Source organism: Sphingomonas chlorellae, from assembly GCF_056485145.1.
The window spans coordinates 777253-793215 of record NZ_JBQXXM010000001.1; the positions used below are offsets into that span (position 1 = coordinate 777253).

General features: G+C 69.5%; 16 protein-coding genes. 8 read left to right on the forward strand and 8 right to left on the reverse strand.

All coding sequences use genetic code 11. The features are described from left to right. The first annotated feature begins 35 nt into the window (after nucleotides 1-35). Nucleotides 36-2093 carry a glycoside hydrolase family 97 protein gene (locus ACT3CF_RS03605; protein WP_478420417.1) on the forward strand — a complete coding sequence of 686 codons (2058 nt, stop codon included), beginning with the start codon at nucleotides 36-38 and terminating at the stop codon, nucleotides 2091-2093. A gap of 40 nt (nucleotides 2094-2133) precedes the next feature. Here the strand turns inward: ACT3CF_RS03605 and ACT3CF_RS03610 are convergent, their stop codons facing one another. Together ACT3CF_RS03610 and ACT3CF_RS03615 are read right to left on the reverse strand one after the other, a co-directional pair. Continuing rightward, the gene (locus ACT3CF_RS03610) at nucleotides 2134-2322 is read right to left on the reverse strand and encodes a DUF4169 family protein (protein ID WP_478420418.1); all 189 of its coding nucleotides are present in this window, start codon (nucleotides 2320-2322) and stop codon (nucleotides 2134-2136) included. Nucleotides 2323-2394: 72 nt separating this feature from the next. Continuing rightward, entirely contained in the window at nucleotides 2395-3246 is an 852-nt protein-coding gene (locus ACT3CF_RS03615; RefSeq protein WP_478420419.1) for a hypothetical protein, read from the reverse strand. 154 nt (nucleotides 3247-3400) lie between these two features. Between ACT3CF_RS03615 and ACT3CF_RS03620 the strand changes: the two genes are divergently transcribed. Further along, nucleotides 3401-4267 carry an S-methyl-5'-thioadenosine phosphorylase gene (locus ACT3CF_RS03620; RefSeq protein ID WP_478420420.1) on the forward strand — a complete coding sequence of 289 codons (867 nt, stop codon included), beginning with the start codon at nucleotides 3401-3403 and terminating at the stop codon, nucleotides 4265-4267. A 43-nt stretch (nucleotides 4268-4310) separates the two neighbouring features. Here the strand turns inward: ACT3CF_RS03620 and ACT3CF_RS03625 are convergent, their stop codons facing one another. Both ACT3CF_RS03625 and acnA read right to left on the reverse strand, forming a co-directional pair. Then, nucleotides 4311-4616: a zinc ribbon domain-containing protein YjdM gene (locus ACT3CF_RS03625; RefSeq protein WP_478420421.1), complete on the reverse strand. Its 306-nt coding sequence runs from the start codon at nucleotides 4614-4616 to the stop codon at nucleotides 4311-4313. A gap of 121 nt (nucleotides 4617-4737) precedes the next feature. Further along, a complete protein-coding gene (acnA, locus tag ACT3CF_RS03630; RefSeq protein ID WP_478420422.1) occupies nucleotides 4738-7410 on the reverse strand; it encodes an aconitate hydratase AcnA in 2673 nt (890 codons plus the stop codon). 389 nt (nucleotides 7411-7799) lie between these two features. Here acnA and ACT3CF_RS03635 point away from each other — a divergent pair, with 389 nt between their 5' ends. Then, a complete protein-coding gene (locus ACT3CF_RS03635; protein ID WP_478420424.1) occupies nucleotides 7800-8339 on the forward strand; it encodes a superoxide dismutase family protein in 540 nt (179 codons plus the stop codon). Nucleotides 8340-8375: 36 nt separating this feature from the next. Here ACT3CF_RS03635 and ACT3CF_RS03640 read toward each other — a convergent pair whose 3' ends face one another. Continuing rightward, nucleotides 8376-8732, reverse strand: a complete 357-nt coding sequence (locus ACT3CF_RS03640) for a PilZ domain-containing protein (protein WP_478420425.1) — start codon at nucleotides 8730-8732, stop codon at nucleotides 8376-8378. A gap of 86 nt (nucleotides 8733-8818) precedes the next feature. Beyond that, nucleotides 8819-10378, reverse strand: coding sequence for an MFS transporter (locus ACT3CF_RS03645; RefSeq protein ID WP_478420426.1), 1560 nt, complete (start codon nucleotides 10376-10378; stop codon nucleotides 8819-8821). 69 nt (nucleotides 10379-10447) lie between these two features. Between ACT3CF_RS03645 and ACT3CF_RS03650 the strand changes: the two genes are divergently transcribed. Then, a complete protein-coding gene (locus tag ACT3CF_RS03650) occupies nucleotides 10448-10921 on the forward strand; it encodes a low molecular weight protein-tyrosine-phosphatase (protein WP_478420428.1) in 474 nt (157 codons plus the stop codon). Between the two features lie 96 nt (nucleotides 10922-11017). Continuing rightward, nucleotides 11018-11233, forward strand: a complete 216-nt coding sequence (locus ACT3CF_RS03655) for a hypothetical protein (RefSeq protein ID WP_478420430.1) — start codon at nucleotides 11018-11020, stop codon at nucleotides 11231-11233. A 21-nt stretch (nucleotides 11234-11254) separates the two neighbouring features. Here the strand turns inward: ACT3CF_RS03655 and ACT3CF_RS03660 are convergent, their stop codons facing one another. Both ACT3CF_RS03660 and thpR read right to left on the reverse strand, forming a co-directional pair. Continuing rightward, complete coding sequence (locus tag ACT3CF_RS03660) at nucleotides 11255-12790, reverse strand: ABC1 kinase family protein (RefSeq protein ID WP_478420432.1); 1536 nt, start codon at nucleotides 12788-12790, stop codon at nucleotides 11255-11257. Between the two features lie 116 nt (nucleotides 12791-12906). Beyond that, on the reverse strand, nucleotides 12907-13446 hold the full coding sequence (gene thpR / locus ACT3CF_RS03665; RefSeq protein WP_478420433.1) for an RNA 2',3'-cyclic phosphodiesterase: 540 nt from the start codon (nucleotides 13444-13446) through the stop codon (nucleotides 12907-12909). Between the two features lie 113 nt (nucleotides 13447-13559). Here thpR and ACT3CF_RS03670 point away from each other — a divergent pair, with 113 nt between their 5' ends. The 3 genes from ACT3CF_RS03670 (at nucleotide 13560) to ACT3CF_RS03680 (ending at nucleotide 15837) form a co-directional block, all read left to right on the forward strand. Beyond that, nucleotides 13560-14327 (forward strand): Bax inhibitor-1/YccA family protein, encoded by a 768-nt coding sequence (locus ACT3CF_RS03670; RefSeq protein WP_478420434.1) that lies wholly within the window; start codon nucleotides 13560-13562, stop codon nucleotides 14325-14327. A gap of 141 nt (nucleotides 14328-14468) precedes the next feature. Further along, complete coding sequence (locus ACT3CF_RS03675) at nucleotides 14469-14834, forward strand: hypothetical protein (protein WP_478420436.1); 366 nt, start codon at nucleotides 14469-14471, stop codon at nucleotides 14832-14834. A 52-nt stretch (nucleotides 14835-14886) separates the two neighbouring features. Further along, complete coding sequence (locus tag ACT3CF_RS03680) at nucleotides 14887-15837, forward strand: cation diffusion facilitator family transporter (protein ID WP_478420438.1); 951 nt, start codon at nucleotides 14887-14889, stop codon at nucleotides 15835-15837. The last annotated feature ends 126 nt before the right edge of the window (nucleotides 15838-15963 follow it).

A 15963-nucleotide genomic window follows, 5' to 3' on the forward strand; every position in this document is an offset into this window, starting at 1 on the left:
GGGTGCCGTTCGAGGACAGGGCAGGAGAGGGATCGATGAAGTTCAAGGTCGCAACGCTGGCGCGCCGGGCCGCGCTGGGCGCGCTGATGCTGGCGGCGGCGCCCGCGCTGGCGCAGGGCAACGCCAACCGGGCGGAGACGGTCGATTCGCCCGACGGGCATCTGCGCGTCGCCATCACCACCGACAATGACGGTCGCCCCCTTTATTCGGTGACGCGCGACGGCAAACCGCTGGTCAACCCGTCGGCGCTGGGATTCCTGTTCACCGACGCGCCCAAGCTGCAGCGCGGTTTCCGGATCGAGAGCGCCGCGCGGGCGAGCGCCGACACGCGCTGGGAACAGCCCTGGGGCGAGTGGAAGTCGATCCGCGACCGCCACAACGAGCTGCGCGTGCGGTTGAAGGAGACGACCGCGCTGGGCCGGGTGATGGACGTGGTGTTCCGCGTGTTCGACGACGGTTTCGGCTTTCGTTACGAACTGCCCGGCCAGCCCAACCTGAAGACCGCGCACATCCTCGACGAGTTGACCGAATTCTCGATCGCGCAGGACGGCACCGCCTGGTGGCTGCCCGCCTATGAATGGAACCGCGCCGAATATCTGTACGACCGCACGCCGATTTCGTCGGTGTCGCTGGCGCAGACACCGATGACGATGAAGCTTGCCGACGGCACGCACATCGCGCTGCACGAGGCGTCGCTGGTCGATTATTCGGGCATGTGGGCGCGCCGGGTCGAGGGCACGCGCTTCCGCGTCTCGCTGGTCCCCGGCGCGGGCGCCGCCAAGGTGACGCGCGACGCGCCGTTCGTGACGCCGTGGCGGACGATGATCGTCGCGAAGGACGCGCCCGGCCTGTACATGTCGCACATCGAGCTGAACCTCAACGAGCCGAACAAGCTGGGCGATGTCAGCTATTTCAAGCCGGGCAAATATGTCGGCGTGTGGTGGGAGATGCACGTCGACAAATCGGCCTGGGGATCGAAGCCCGTGCACGGCGCGAACACCGCCAACGTCAAGCGCTATATCGACTTCGCGGCGAAGTACGGCTTTCCCGGCGTGCTGGTCGAAGGCTGGAACATCGGCTGGGACACGGCGTGGTTCGGCGACGGCAAGGGATTTGATTTCGACAGGCCGACCCCCGATTTCGACGCCCGCTTCCTCGCCGATTATGCAAGGAAGAAGGGCGTCTCGCTGATCGGTCATAACGAGACCGGCGGTTCGATGAGCCATTATGAGGACCAGCTCGAACGCGCGATGCGGTTCGCGCGCGACCATGGCGAGCATGTCGTCAAGACCGGCTATGTCGCCGATGCCGGCCAGATCGAGCGCGTCGGCCCCAACGGCGAGCCGCTGCGCGAATGGCATGACGGCCAATTCTCGTCCAACCATCACCTGCGCGTGCTCGAGACGGCGCATCGCTATCAGGTCGCGATCAACGCGCACGAGCCGATCAAGGACACCGGGCTGCGCCGCACCTATCCCAACTGGGTGAGCCGCGAAGGCGCGCGCGGGATGGAATATAATGCGTGGGGCGATCCGAAGAATCCGCCCGAGCATGAGGCCAACCTGTTCTTCGCGCGGATGCTGGCGGGGCCGATGGACTTCACCCCCGGCGTGCTGAGCCTGACCGGCAAGGGCGGCACGCCGATCCTGTCGACCGAGGCGAAGCAGCTCGCCCTCTATGTCGTACTCTATTCGCCGGTGCAGATGGCGGCCGACCTGCCCGAGAATTACGAGCAGCACCTTGCCGCCTTCCAGTTCATCCGCGACGTCGGCGTCGACTGGGACGAGACGCGCGTGCTCAACGGCGAGGTCGGCGATTACGTCACCGTGGCGCGCAAGGTCCGCGGCGGCAACGACTGGTTCCTCGGCGCGGTGAGCGACGAGCAGGCGCGGACGCTGACGGTCAAGCTCGACTTCCTCGACCCCGCGCGGCGATACGAGGCGCAGATCTATCGCGACGGCGACGACGCCGATTACCGGACCGAGAAACGCCATTCGATCGTGATCGAGAAGCGCGCCGTGCGGGCGAGCGACACGCTGACGCTAAGGCTGGCACCGGGCGGCGGGCAGGCGATCCGTTTCCGCGCGCTGTAAGCAATAAAGGGGGAGGGGGAGCGGCACGACCGTTCCCCCTTTAATCCCGGTCGGCGGGTTCGATCCGGGCGCCGTCGAGCTGTCGCGCCTGGCGTGCGGCCTCGTCACGCGCCGCCTGTTTCTCGGCCCTGGTCCGGCCATGCGCGATGCGGTTGGCATCGGCCGCCGCGGCGCGAGCGGCGCGGTCGCGCGCCTTGCGGGCGGCACGCAGGTTGATGATCTCTGCCATGGCGGGCCTTTCCGAACGCTGGAAACATCGGCCGTTCTAGGCCATCGCGCGCGGCGATTGAAGCGTGCGGCGTCAGGGCTGGGTATAGTCGGCGCAGTCGGGCAGCGGCGCGTCGAGGCGATAGCCGTGCGTGGCCGGATCGGCGACGAGCCGCCGCGTGACGCTGCATTGCGGATCGGTGACGCGCACCAGATCGTGCTTGTGCAGCCGACGGCCGGCGAGCGAATCGCGGCTGCGCGAGACGGGGCCGGGAAAGCTGGTCGAGACCGAGCGATATTGGAGGACGGGCAGGCCCGCGCTGCCGCCCGGTGCGAGCGCGAGGCTGGCGGCGAAATCATATTCGTCGTGGCAGGCGCCTGCACGCTGGCGCATGTCGGCCTCGCTGAAACAGGCGCGGATCATCGAACCGCCGCTCCAGGGCAGCGTGACGAGCAACTGGGCCGCCGCGTCGTCCCGGTCGCCGCCGGGCGCGGGCGCCGTGGGGATGCGGAGCAGGTGAAGCTGCGACGCGCTGGCGCCGCCGCCCGAATACATGGCGCGCTGTTCGGTGAGCACGCCCAGGATCAGGCCGCCGGTGCCGGACAGCACGATGCGTTGCGGCCAGAGGCCGGGCGCGCTCTCTTCGCCGTCGCCGCCCGCGGGCAGATCGGGGAGCGGATAGCGGTGCGTTCCCGCCGCGGTGCGGACGAGCAGCGCGGGCGCGTCGTCGCCCTCGGCCAGCCGGACGCACCAGGCGCCGTCGGCGGTGCAGGCGCCGCGTGCGGCATCCGATGCGGCGGCGGCGAGCGGTTCGAGCCGGTTGCCGGCGGTGTCGACGGTATCGGCGGCGGACGCGGCGGCCGCCGCCGGGCGGGCGGTGCCCGCCTGGGCCGGGAGGGGCGGCGTCGGCAGGGCGAGCAACAGGGCGGCGGCGATCATCGGCATCGGGAGCTTCATCCTTGCGGCGAAACGGGCTTGCGGCGGCGTCGCAGCCTGCCTAGCGCGGCGCAAGGGCGCGCGCCAGCGGCGGCAGGCGCCCGTGCCAGCGGCGGCGACGGGCGCCTGCCGGCGGCGATCGGGACGGAAGCAGGGGGGAACGATGGCAGGCTGGACGATCGGGATCATCGGCGGTTCGGGCCTTTACGACGTCGAGGGCGTCGAGGACGGCAAATGGGTGGAGGTGACGAGCCCCTGGGGGATGCCGTCGGACCAATGCTATGTCGGGCGCGTCGGCCATGCGCGCGTCGTGTTCCTGCCGCGCCACGGCCGCGGCCACCGGGTGAGCCCGTCCGACCTCAACGTGCGCGCCAATATCGACGTGCTCAAGCGGCTGGGCGTTACCGACGTGCTCGCGATCTCGTCGGTCGGCAGCCTCGATGAGGCGCGGGCACCGGGGACGTTCACGATCGTCGACCAGTTCATCGACCGCACCAAGGGGCGGCCGTCGAGCTTTTTCGGATCGGGGATGGTCGCGCATGTCTCGATGGCGGACCCGGTGTGTCCGCGCCTTTCCGCGCTGGCGGCCGAGGCGGCGCGGGCGGCGGGGGCGGAGACGCATGTCGGCGGCACCTATCTGGCGATGGAGGGGCCGCAATTTTCGACGCGTGCCGAGAGCCACCTCTATCGGAGCTGGGGCTGCCATGTGATCGGGATGACCGCGATGCCCGAGGCCAAGCTCGCGCGCGAGGCCGAGCTGCCCTATGCGCTGGTCGGCATGATCACCGATTATGACTGCTGGCGGGAGGAGGGCGAGGCGGTCGACGTCGCGCAGGTGATCGCCCAGCTTTCGGACAATGCCGGCAAGGCGCGGCGGCTGGTGATGCACCTGTTGCGCAACCTGCCGGCGGAGCGCCCGGCGAGCCCGATCGACACCTGCCTCGACGCCGCGCTGATTACCGCCCCCGGCGTGCGCGATCCCGACCTGCTCGACAAGCTCGACGCCGTTGCGGGGCGCGTGATCGGCTGAACCGCGGCCGGGCGGGGCGCGGCCCCGTCCCGGCGGCGGCGGATCAGCGCTTGCGCACGAACTCGGCGCGCAGCACCAGGCCCTTGATGCCGTCGAAACGGCAATCGATCTCCTGCGGGTCGCCGGTGAGGCGGATCGACTTGATCGCGGTGCCGCGCTTGAGCGTCTGGCTGGTGCCCTTGACCTTCAGGTCCTTGATGAGCGTCACGCTGTCGCCGTCGGCGAGCAGGTTGCCCACCGCGTCGCGTACTTCGACGCCGTCGGCGGCAGGCGCATCGGCCTGGGGCTTCGCCTGCGAGGCGGGCACCCATTCGCCGCTCGCTTCGTCATAGATATACTCTTCGTCCATGCGCGAGGCCCATGACGGGTCGCGCGGGACGGCGCCAGTCAAATCTTCACGACCGGGCAACGAAAAAGGGAGGACCGGACGGCCCTCCCTTTCGCAGTTCACGCTGACGGGTCAGTCCCGATCAGGCGGCCAGCTTGCGCAGCACATAGTGCAGGATGCCGCCGTTGAGGAAATATTCGAGCTCGTTGACGGTATCGATCCGGCAACGCGTCATGAAGGTTTCCGACGAGCCGTCGGCGCGGGTGAGCTTCACCTCGACGTCCTGACGCGGGCGGAGACCCGCGACGCCGGTGATGGTGAAGGTTTCCGAGCCGTCGAGCTTCAGCGTCTCGCGGGTCACGCCCTCGGCGAACTGCAGCGGCAGCACGCCCATGCCGACCAGGTTCGAGCGGTGGATACGCTCGAAGCTCTCGGTGATGACCGCGCGGACGCCGAGCAGGTTGGTGCCCTTCGCCGCCCAGTCGCGCGACGAGCCGGTGCCATATTCCTTGCCCGCGACGATGACGAGCGCGGTGCCGTCGGCCTTGTGGCGCATCGCCGCGTCGTAGATCGGCATCACTTCGCCGGCGTACTTGGTCATGCCGCCTTCGACGCCCGGCACCATCTCGTTCTTGATGCGGATGTTGGCGAAGGTGCCGCGGACCATGACTTCATCGTTGCCGCGGCGCGCGCCGTAGCTGTTGAAGTCCTTCTTCGACACCTGGCGTTCCTGGAGGAACACGCCGGCGGGCGAGTCCGCCTTGATGCTGCCGGCGGGCGAGATGTGATCGGTGGTGATCGAATCGCCGAGGATCGCCAGCGGCTTGGCGTCGACGATGTCCTGCACCGGCGCCGGGGTCATCGACATGCCGTCGAAATAGGGCGGGTTGTGGATGTAGGTCGAGCTGGTCGGCCAGCTGTACGTGTCCGAGCCGGTCACGGTGATGCCCTGCCAGTGGCTGTCGCCCAGATAGACGTTGCCGTAGCGCGAACGGAACATCTCGTCGTCGATGTTCGCGCTGATGAACTGCTGCACTTCCTCGTTCGAGGGCCAGATGTCCTTGAGGAAGACCGGGCCGTTGGTGCCTTCGCCGATCGGCGTCTCGTACATGTCCTCGGTCACCGTGCCCTTGAGCGCATAGGCGACGACGAGCGGCGGCGAGGCGAGGAAGTTGGCGCGGACGTCGGGCGAGACGCGGCCTTCGAAGTTGCGGTTGCCCGACAGCACCGACGCGGCGACGATGTCGTTGCCGTTGATCGCCTGGCTGATCGGCTCCGCGAGCGGGCCCGAGTTGCCGATGCAGGTGGTGCAGCCATAACCGACGAGGTTGAAGCCGATCGCGTCGAGATCCTCGGTCAGGCCGGCCTTGTTCAGATAGTCGGTGACCACCTGGCTCCCCGGGGCGAGCGAGGTCTTGACCCACGGCTTGCGGGTGAGGCCCAGCGCGCGCGCCTTGCGGGCGACGAGGCCGGCGGCGATCAGCACCGACGGGTTCGAGGTGTTGGTGCAGCTGGTGATCGCGGCGATCACGACGTCGCCGTCACCGATATCGTGGTCCTTGCCCTCGACCGCGACGCGGACGGGCTTTTCCTTCTTGTAGACCTTGGTGAGGTCGCCGTTGAACACCTCGTCGACGCTGTCGAGGCTGACGCGGTCCTGCGGACGCTTCGGGCCGGCGAGCGACGGACGGACGGTGGACATGTCGAGTTCGAGCGTGTCGGTGAAGATCGGCTCGGGGGCGTCGACCGCGTGCCACATGCCCTGCGCCTTGGCATAGGCTTCGACCAGCGCGACGGTTTCGTCGGGGCGGCCGGTGAGGCGCATATAGTCGAGCGTCTTGTCGTCGATCGGGAAGAAGCCGCAGGTCGCGCCATATTCGGGCGCCATGTTGGCGATCGTCGCGCGGTCGGCGAGCGTCATCGAATGCAGGCCCGGGCCGTAGAATTCGACGAAGCGACCCACCACACCCTTGGCGCGCAGCATCTGGGTGACGGTGAGCACGAGGTCGGTCGCGGTGATGCCTTCCTGCAGCTTGCCGGTGAGCTTGAAACCGACGACTTCGGGGATCAGCATCGACACGGGCTGGCCGAGCATCGCGGCCTCGGCCTCGATGCCGCCGACGCCCCAGCCGAGCACGCCCAGGCCGTTGATCATCGTGGTGTGGCTGTCGGTGCCGACGAGCGTGTCGGGATAGGCGACTTCCGAACCGTCCGCCGCGGTCGACGACCAGATGCCGCGACCGATATATTCGAGGTTCACCTGGTGGCAGATGCCGGTGCCCGGGGGCACGACCTGGAAGTTGTTGAGCGCCTTCGAGCCCCACTTGAGGAACTCATAGCGTTCGGCGTTGCGCTGATATTCGAGCGCGACATTGTCCTCGAACGCCTTGGGCGTGCCGAATTCGTCGACCATCACCGAGTGGTCGATGACGAGGTGCACGGGCACCTGCGGGTTGATCTTGGCCGCGTCGCCGCCGAGCTTGGTGATCGCGTCGCGCATCGCCGCCAGGTCGACCACGCAGGGCACGCCGGTGAAGTCCTGCATCAGCACGCGCGCCGGGCGATACTGGATCTCGCGGCTCGGCGCCTTGGGGTTCTTCTGCCAGTCGACGATCGCCTGCGCGTCCTCGGTGGTGACGGTGGTGCCGTCCTCGAAGCGGAGCATGTTTTCCAGCAGCACCTTCATCGAGAAGGGCAGGCGGCTGATGTCGCCCAGCTTCGCCGCGGCCTTGGGGAGCGAGTAGAAGCTGTAGCGCTTGCCGCCGACGGAAAGTTCGTCGCGCGTGCCGAGGGTATCGTTGCCGATGGCAGTCATGGGGCTGGGGTTCCTTCCCTTGTTGTGCCCAGCACGGGCGGCTCGGGGAGGCGGGTCCTGCCAGCCGCGTGCCCTTCCGGGGAAAGGCCCGTTGCCGCAGCTCCCCGCGCGGGCGCGCCAGTGCTGCGAATGCGAGATTCGCGAAGGGCCTTAGCGTGCCCGGACCCATAGGGGAAGTGCCCGGGAAGATGCGTATCCCGCTTTGCGCAGGCGATTTGCCCCGCGACGGCCGCCGTCCGGCGTTGTCAGCGCCTCCGCACCGGCCAGCGGGCGCCGCCGGTCCGAGCCCGTCGCACGACGGAAGCGGCGCGACGGGGCGTGTTCCCCCTTGGAACGCGGGCGGCGCGGGGCCATTACAGGGGCGAATTTGCGTGACGGGAGAAAATGCCATGATGGGGATCAAAGTCGCAGCCCTGGCGGCGGGGGTGGCACTGGTGGCGCTGGGCGGTTGCGCCTCGCCGCAGAAGACCGCGCGCTACATGGCCAGCCATGCACGTGCGCAGGCCGACATCAAGGATGCCGAGGGCCGCGACGTCGGCAAGGCGGTGGCCGAGGAGATCGACGGCATCGTCCGCGTGATCGTGGATGTGAAGGGGATGCCCGTCGGCGTGCACGGCACGCACATCCACGCGATCGGCCAGTGCACGCCCCCCGATTTCGCGAGTGCCGGCGGGCACTGGAACCCCGGCCAGCGCCAGCATGGCAAGGACAATCCCGCGGGCTCGCACGCCGGCGATCTGCCCAACCTGAAGGTCAAGCCCGACGGCAGCGATCACATTACCTTCACCCTGCCGGCGGGCAGCTTTGCGCAGTTGATGGACGGCGACGGATCGGCGCTGGTCGTCCATGCCGATCCCGACGACTACAAGACCGATCCGTCGGGCAATTCGGGCAAGCGCATCGCCTGCGGCGTGTTCGTGCCGGCCTGAATCGGCGCGCGTCGGGACGGCGCGGCCCGGCGGGCTTCAGATGTGCTCGATATTGCCGTCGGGGCGGGCAAGATCGCTCCACGCGCCGAGCTGGGCCAGTTCCGCCGGCTCGAGCGGTGCGGCGAAGCGGCAGCCGGCGTGATCGTCCTCGGTCCACACGACCACGGCGGCGCGGACGATCAGCCCGGGCAGGACGAGCACGAGCGGCTCGCCGCGCTGGAACCGGGCAAAGGCCTGGATGCGGCAGCCATTGGCCGAAAGGTCGTGGATCCGCGCGATCGAGCGCGCGACGTCGCCCGACGCGCGGCCAAGAAAGGCGACTTCGGCGCGCGCGCCGTCGCGGCGGTCGAACGCACTGGGCGGGCTGGGCGGACGGTCCTGGGCCGAAAACATGCGATCGAAGCCTCCTGAACCCATTGTAGGGCGAAGGCCGTGAACGATTGGTTTTCGCGCCGCAAAGCGTCCGCCCGGCGTCGCGGTCAGAGCGGCTCGCCCGCCGCCCGCGCGCGGGCTTCGCGAGTGGCTTCGGCGCGCGGCACCAGCCGGCAGGCCGCGATCGCCGCGATCAGCGCGACCGGAACGCTGGGCGTCAGCCACAGGATGCCGGTGGCGATGCTGTCCGTCTGGTCGGCGATGCGTCCGGCAAGATACGGCCCGAGCGACAGGCCGATCAGCGTGGTGCCGATGAAGAAGGCACCGGTCGCCGCGCCGCGCATCCGCGGCAGCACCAGTTCCTGCGTCGCCGCGGCGGCCGCGCCCAGCGCCGCGCTCGACACGAACTGGCACACGGGCAGCATCGCATAGAAGAGCGTCGCCTGATCGGTGGTGAAGGCGAGCACGAGCGGCGGCACCGGAGCGACCGAGCCGAACAGCACGACGAACAGGCGGCCCGCGGCGTGGCGCTGGCGCAACCGGTCGGCGACGATCCCGCCGAGCGAGACGCCGAGGAAGCCCGCCACCATCGCCGGGGCGCCGATCAGCAGACCCGCCTCGCGGCTGGTCGCGGCGAAGGCGTGTGCGGCATGGCTCGGCGCGAGATAGGCGACCGCATAGGCCATGAACGAATTGAGGCCGTAAGCGAGGATCACGAGCAGAAAGGCCGGGGTGCCGATGGTGAGCGCAAAGGCGGGTGCGTCGCGCCGGCGCAACGCCGATCCCCACGACCATACGGCATAGGCGCCGATCCCCACGGCCAGCCACTGATGCGGCGGTTCGCCGATCCGCAGCAGCGCCCAGACCGCGGCGGCAATCAGCGCGAGCGCGGCCAGATTGCTCGCGAGCGTGCGGTTGCGCGCGGCGCCGATCAGCGTGAAGGGCGGCACGATCGTCAGCAGTTCCTCGAAAAAGCCGCGGAACGGCGCAGGGCTGGGCGGGGCGATCAGCCCGTCGGCCTGGCCGCGCTGCGGCTCGCGGAGCGTCGCCACCCAGAGCGCGAGCAGCAGCCCCGGCAGCCCGACGGCGAGGAATGCGGCCTGCCAGCCGGCGAGGCCGAGCGGCGCGGTTGCGGCGACGGGCCACGCGGCATTCCACCGATCGACGATCAGCCCGCCGAGGAACAGCGAGAAGCCGCCGCCGATATAGATGCCGCTGGAATAGAGCGCGAGCGCGGTGGCGCGGCGGCGGCGGGGGAACCAGTCGGAGAGCAGCGAATAGGCGGCGGGCCCGGCGCTCGCCTCGCCGATGCCAACGCCGATGCGTGCGGCGCCCAGTTGAAGTCCGGTGCGCGCGAAGCCCGAGACCGCAGTCATCGCCGACCAGAGCGCCAGCCCCAGCGTGAGCAGCCGCACGCGATGCCAACTGTCGGCCAGCCGCCCGAGCGGGATGCCGAACAGCGCGTAGAACACGCCAAAGGCGGTGCCGTAGAGGAAGCCGATATCGGCATGGCTAAGCCCCAGGTCGCGCCGTATGTGCGGCGCGAGGATCGTCAGCACCTGTCGGTCGATGAAGTTGAGCGCATAGACCAGAAACAGCAGGAACAGAACGTACCAGGAATAGGGGGATGTCTTCGCGACCGGCGGCGAATCGCCTGAAACTGCCATTTTCCTCTCCGTCTTATCGTTCTGACGATCAGGCTATCAACCGTACCGAATTTACGAAAGGGTGTTTGGATGGCAGCAATCGAATCTCCGCGGCGGTTCCTGTTCGTATGCCTGGGCAATATCTGCCGCTCGCCGCTGGCCGAGGCGGCCTTCCGGGCGGCGGCAACCGCGGCGGGGATGGAGGTCGAGGTCGATTCGGCGGGCACCGGCGCATGGCATGTGGGCAACCCGCCCGATCGGCGCGCACAGGCGGTGGCGCGACGGCACGGCATCGAGATCGGCGGCTATCGCGCCCGACAGGTGACGGCGGCCGACTTCGGCAGGTTCGACCAGATCCTTGCGCTCGATCCGCAGAACCTTGCCGATCTGCGGGCATTGGCGCCCGCAGATGCGACGGCGACGCTGTCGTTGCTGATGGACCATGTCGCCGGGCGCGAAGGGAGCGGGGTGCGCGATCCCTATTATGGCGATGCGGCCGATTTCGACATCGCCTGGGCCGACGTGGCGGCGGCGGCCGACGCGCTGGTGCGCCGTTTCGGCTGAACCGGGCAGGCGGCGGGCACCCCGGCGTCTGCCGTGCGTTCGCCTTCCGGACAGCCTGGTGCCGGTCCGGCAACCGGGACGACGGAGATCGACGACATGGCAGGCGAAGAACATCTCGACCCGGAGCGACGCCCGCCGACACGGCGACTGGGCAAGGTCGCCGCGCTGGCGGCGATCGTGGTGGCGATCATCATCGTCACGATCTTTGTCGGGTTCAACACCAACCACGCGCTGCAGATGGAGCGTGAGGGGCCGGTGCCCGACAATGGCGCGCGCGCCGGCGGCCCGGGGGGCGAGGCGGCCCCGCGCTAGCCGCCGCGCCGGGCCGACCCCTCAGCCGAAGACCGCAAGGATGGCCGCCGCCGCGACGATGGCGACCGCGATCCATTGACCCGCCCGCGTCACCGCGCGCGGCAGCGCCGGATCGGCGGCGGGGGCCGGCGCGGGCTCGGGCGCCTCGATCCGCCGGACGAGCGCGCGCAGCAGGCGCGGCGCGTCCTCGCCGAGCCGCGCGACTTCCCAGGCGAGCGCGCCCGCCGCCGGCCCCCAGCTGCCCGGCGACAGCCGCGCGCCGAGGATGCGGACAAAGGCACGCCGCACCGCGCCCGACAGGTCGAAGCCGGGCTCGATCCCGGCGAGCACGCCGTCGATCGTCACCATCGCCTTGAAGATGAGCAGCAGGTCGGGGGGCATCGTCAGCCCTTCCTCGCGCAGCAGCGGCATGAAATCGCCGACGAGCGCCGCCAGCTCGAGCCGCGTGCCGCCATGGCGGGCGACCAGTCGTTCGGCGGCGCGCTGGACGGGCTCGGGCGGGGGGCTCGGCTGCTGCGCCCAGCCCGCCAGCGTTTCGGCAAGCGCCGCCGGATCGCCGGTGACGATCGCCTGGACGAAGCGGAGGAACTCGGCGCGGCGACGCGGGCTGACATGGCCGATCATGCCCAGATCGATCAGCGCGATCCGGTTGCCGGGCAGGCAGAGCAGGTTGCCGGGGTGGGGATCGGCGTGGAAGCGGCCGTTGACGAGCACCATGTCGAGGACGATGTCGGCGCCGAGCGCCGCGATGGCGGCCGGATCGATCCCCGCCGCGCGCAGCGTCGCGGCATCGCGCGGCGCGACGCCGTCGATATAGTCCATCACGAGCAGCGTCTCGGACGTCCAGTCCCAATGGATCTCGGGCACGACGACGCGCGGATCGTCGGCAAAGTCGGCGCGGAGCCGGTCGGCATTGCGCCCTTCCGCGCGGAAATCGAGTTCGGCGAGCACCGCCTCGGCGAGCTGGCGTACCATCGCGGCGGGGGCGAAGCGGCGGGCCTCGGCACTGCTCGCTTCCGCCAGCCGCGCGAGATGCGCGATCAGGCGCAGATCGGCCTCCATGCGCGGGCGGATGCCCGGGCGGCGGATCTTGACCACGACGGCGCGCCCGTCGGGGAGCGTCGCGCGGTGAACCTGGGCGATCGATGCCGCCGCGAGCGGTTCGGGATCGAAGCCGGCAAAGGCGGACTCGGGCGGCTGGCCGAGCGCTGCCTCGACCGCGTCGCGCAGCGCGGCGAAGGGAAGCGTCGGCGCATTGCTGTGCAACTGTTCGAGTTCGGCGATCCATTCGGGGCCGAGCAGATCGGCGCGCGTGGCAAGGATCTGACCGAGCTTGACGAAGGTGGGCCCGAGCGCCTCGAGCGCCAGCCGGGCGCGGCGCGGCTGCGGGTCGGCGACGCCGGCCGCGGGCTGCTCGCCCGGCGCGTCCGCAGGCGGTGCTTCGCCCGCGAGCCCGATGCGCGCGACGAGCATGTCGAGCCCGAAGCGGGTCGTGATGCGGAGAATCTCGGCAAGCCGGTCGCGATCGCGCGCGGCCACCATCAGCGACTTGATCATGGCCGGCGAGATAGGAGGCGAGCAGCGCGCCTGCGAGGTCGGGGCCGCGCTCCGGGGCGGCCGGTCGCCATCGTCCTGCCGCCGCCCCGGCGCGTTTCGCCGTAAGCGGGCATCGGTCAGCCGCGCAACGCGAAGCGCCCGACGGCGCTGTAGCGCGCGCGCTCGCGGCCGAGATGACTTTCGAACAGCAACAGATGGTCGAGCGTGAAGGGCGCGCTTGCCAGCGCCGCATGCATGCGCAGGAACGGGTCGACGTCCGCCGCGGCGCCGCTGCTGAACCGCGCGAGCGTGACGTGCGGCAGATAGGCGCGGCGTTCGGGTTCGAGGCCAGCGCGGACGAGCGCGTGATCGACCTTCTTGTGCAGCTCGGCCGCCGCATCGTGCGGGCGCAGGCCGGCCCAGAGCGCGTTCGGACGCCCGCGCGCGCCGAAGCTGCCGACGCCGTCGAGCGCGAGCGTCAGCGGCGCGGCATGGACGTTGGAGAGCGCGAGCGCGATGTCCTCGGCCACCCGCGTCTCCACCGCGCCGATGAAACGCAGCGTGATGTGCAACTGGTCCTCGTCCTGCCAGCGGGCGCCCGGAACGCCGCCCATCAGCGCCAGCAACTGCGCGCGGACCGGACCGGGCGGACGAAGCGCGACGAAGAGTCGGTGCATGACCGTTTGAACCACGGATCGTTGCCCGCCCCCAAGCGGTTTTGCTTGAAAAGAACGGCCGCCGGGCCGATATTTGCGGTGAAGCCGGCGGAGGGCCGGCGAAGGAGTTGATAATGGCGAACTGGTCGGATCCACGGACGGGCGCTGCCCCCTATGGGCAGTCGGATGTCCGCGCGGCATCGTTCGACGCCGGTCTGCGGTCGTACATGCTTTCGGTCTATAACCACATGCTCTCGGGCGTGTTGCTGACGGGCATCGTCGCGATGCTGTTCGGCAAGTCGCAGAGCCTGATGAGCGTGCTGTTCGCGCTGCGCGAAACCGCGCGCGGCTATACGCTGGCGCCCACCCCGGTCGGCTGGCTGGTGATGCTGGCGCCGCTGGGGATCGTGCTGGCGATGAACTTCGGCATGGCGCGTTTCTCGGCCGCCGCGCTGAAGGGCATGTTTTATGCCTATGCCGCGCTGCTCGGCGCGTCGCTGTCGACGATCTTCGTCGCCTATACTGATAGCTCGATCGCGCAGGTGTTCTTTGGCACCGCGGCAGGCTTCGCGGCGCTGAGCCTGTGGGGCTACACGACCAAGAAGGACCTGTCGGGGCTCGGCACCTTCCTGATCATGGGCCTGGTCGGCATCCTGATCGCGATGCTGGTCAACCTGTTCCTCCAGTCGGGCACGATGAGCATGATCATCAGCGTGCTGGGGGTGCTCGTGTTCGCGGGGCTCACCGCCTATGACACGCAGAAGATCAAGAGCGTCTATGCCTATGTCGGCGGCACTGCCCAGCAGGAGAAGGCCGTCGTGATGGGCGCGCTGGAGCTCTATCTCGACTTCATCAACATGTTCCTGTTCCTGCTGCGCCTGTTCGGCAGCTCGCGCGACTGATCGACGCGGCTTTCGTCCGAGCGAACAGATGACAGACAGGGGCCCGGCAGCACCGACTGCCGGGCCCCTTTTGCGTCGGGCTCCCCGCCGCAACCGGTGCGGCCGCCATTCGTTGACCGAGCGAGACTGTTCAGGAGACGGATGATGGAGAACAACCCGTTGCAGCCGGCGCTCGACAAGATGTCGGTCGCCCCCGGCCCCGAGAGCGAGCAGGAGGGCGTGCGTCCGGCGGCCGCCAAGCACGATGCCGGCACCGACGGCTCGATTGCCGAGCGGTTGGCGCGCGACCCCGAGAACAAGGAAGCGCGGCTCGATCGCGCGCTCGACGAATCGATGGATGCGTCGGACCCGCCCGCCTCGACCCAGCCCATCCACAACCATGAGGCGCCCGAGAGTTCGGGCTATGACGCCGCGGAGGAAGCGCGGCGTGCGCAGGGGGATGCGGACGATCCGGCGCACAAGGGGATCGTCGATCGCGTGCTGTCGAAGGTCGGCCTTGGCGGCTGATCGGCGGCGCCGCGCCGGCGCAGACGTGACCGCGGGCGGACGCTAGGCGCCGATGGCTGCCGCGCCCGCGTCGGGATGGCGCGCGAACCTGGTCCTCTATGCCGCGCTGCTCGCGAATCTGGGGATCGCCGTCGCCAAGTTCGTGGCGGCGGCGATCACCGGATCGTCGTCGATGCTGACCGAAGGCGTGCACAGCCTGGTCGACAGCGGAAACCAGCTGCTGCTGCTCCACGGCCAGCGCCGCGCGCGGCGCGCGCCCGACGCCGAGCACCCGTTCGGTTATGGCCGCGAACTCTATTTTTGGGCGTTTGTCGTCGCCATCCTGATCTTCGGGCTCGGCGCCGGCGTTTCGGTCTATGAAGGCTATCGCCACATCGCCGCGCCCGAACCGCTGCGCGATCCGCTCGCCAACTATATCGTGCTGGCGGTGGCCATGCTGCTGGAAGGCGGTTCGTGGATGCTCGCGATGCGCGCCTTCGCCGCAGCGAAGGGCGAAACGGGCTGGTGGGCAGCGATCCGCGGCTCGAAGGATCCGGCGGCGTTCATCGTGCTGTTCGAGGACAGCGCCGCGCTGGCCGGGCTGATCGTCGCCGGGCTGGGGGTATGGGCCAGCCATGCCTGGCAAGACCCGCGCATCGACGGGCTGGCGTCGATCGTGATCGGGTTACTGCTGGGCGCGGTCGCGACGCTGCTGGCGCGCGAGGCCAAGGGGCTGCTGATCGGTGAGCGCGCCGATCCCGAGGTGGTCGAGGCCGTCCGGCGGATCGTGGCGGCGCAGCCGGGCATCGTCGCAGTCAACCATGTCCGCACGATCCACACCGCCCCCGACCGGATCTTCGTCGCGATCAGCGCCGATTTCGACGATGCGCTGGCGATGGGGGACGCCGAGACGCTGATCGAGACGATCGAAAAGACGCTCCACGCGGCGCTGCCGACGCTGTCGTCGATCTATATCCGCCCCGAAAAGGCGCGCGACGCACTGCCGGCGATCGCGTTCGGCTGAGGCAAGGCGGCGGCGGTTTCTGTATACGCGGCCGTAGCAATCTTTTGCCGGACGTAGGGGCGCGCGGGAAAATCCTGCTATGGAGAGGGTCGGGGGCGATGGGATCGTCGCCGCCCGGTCTTGTGG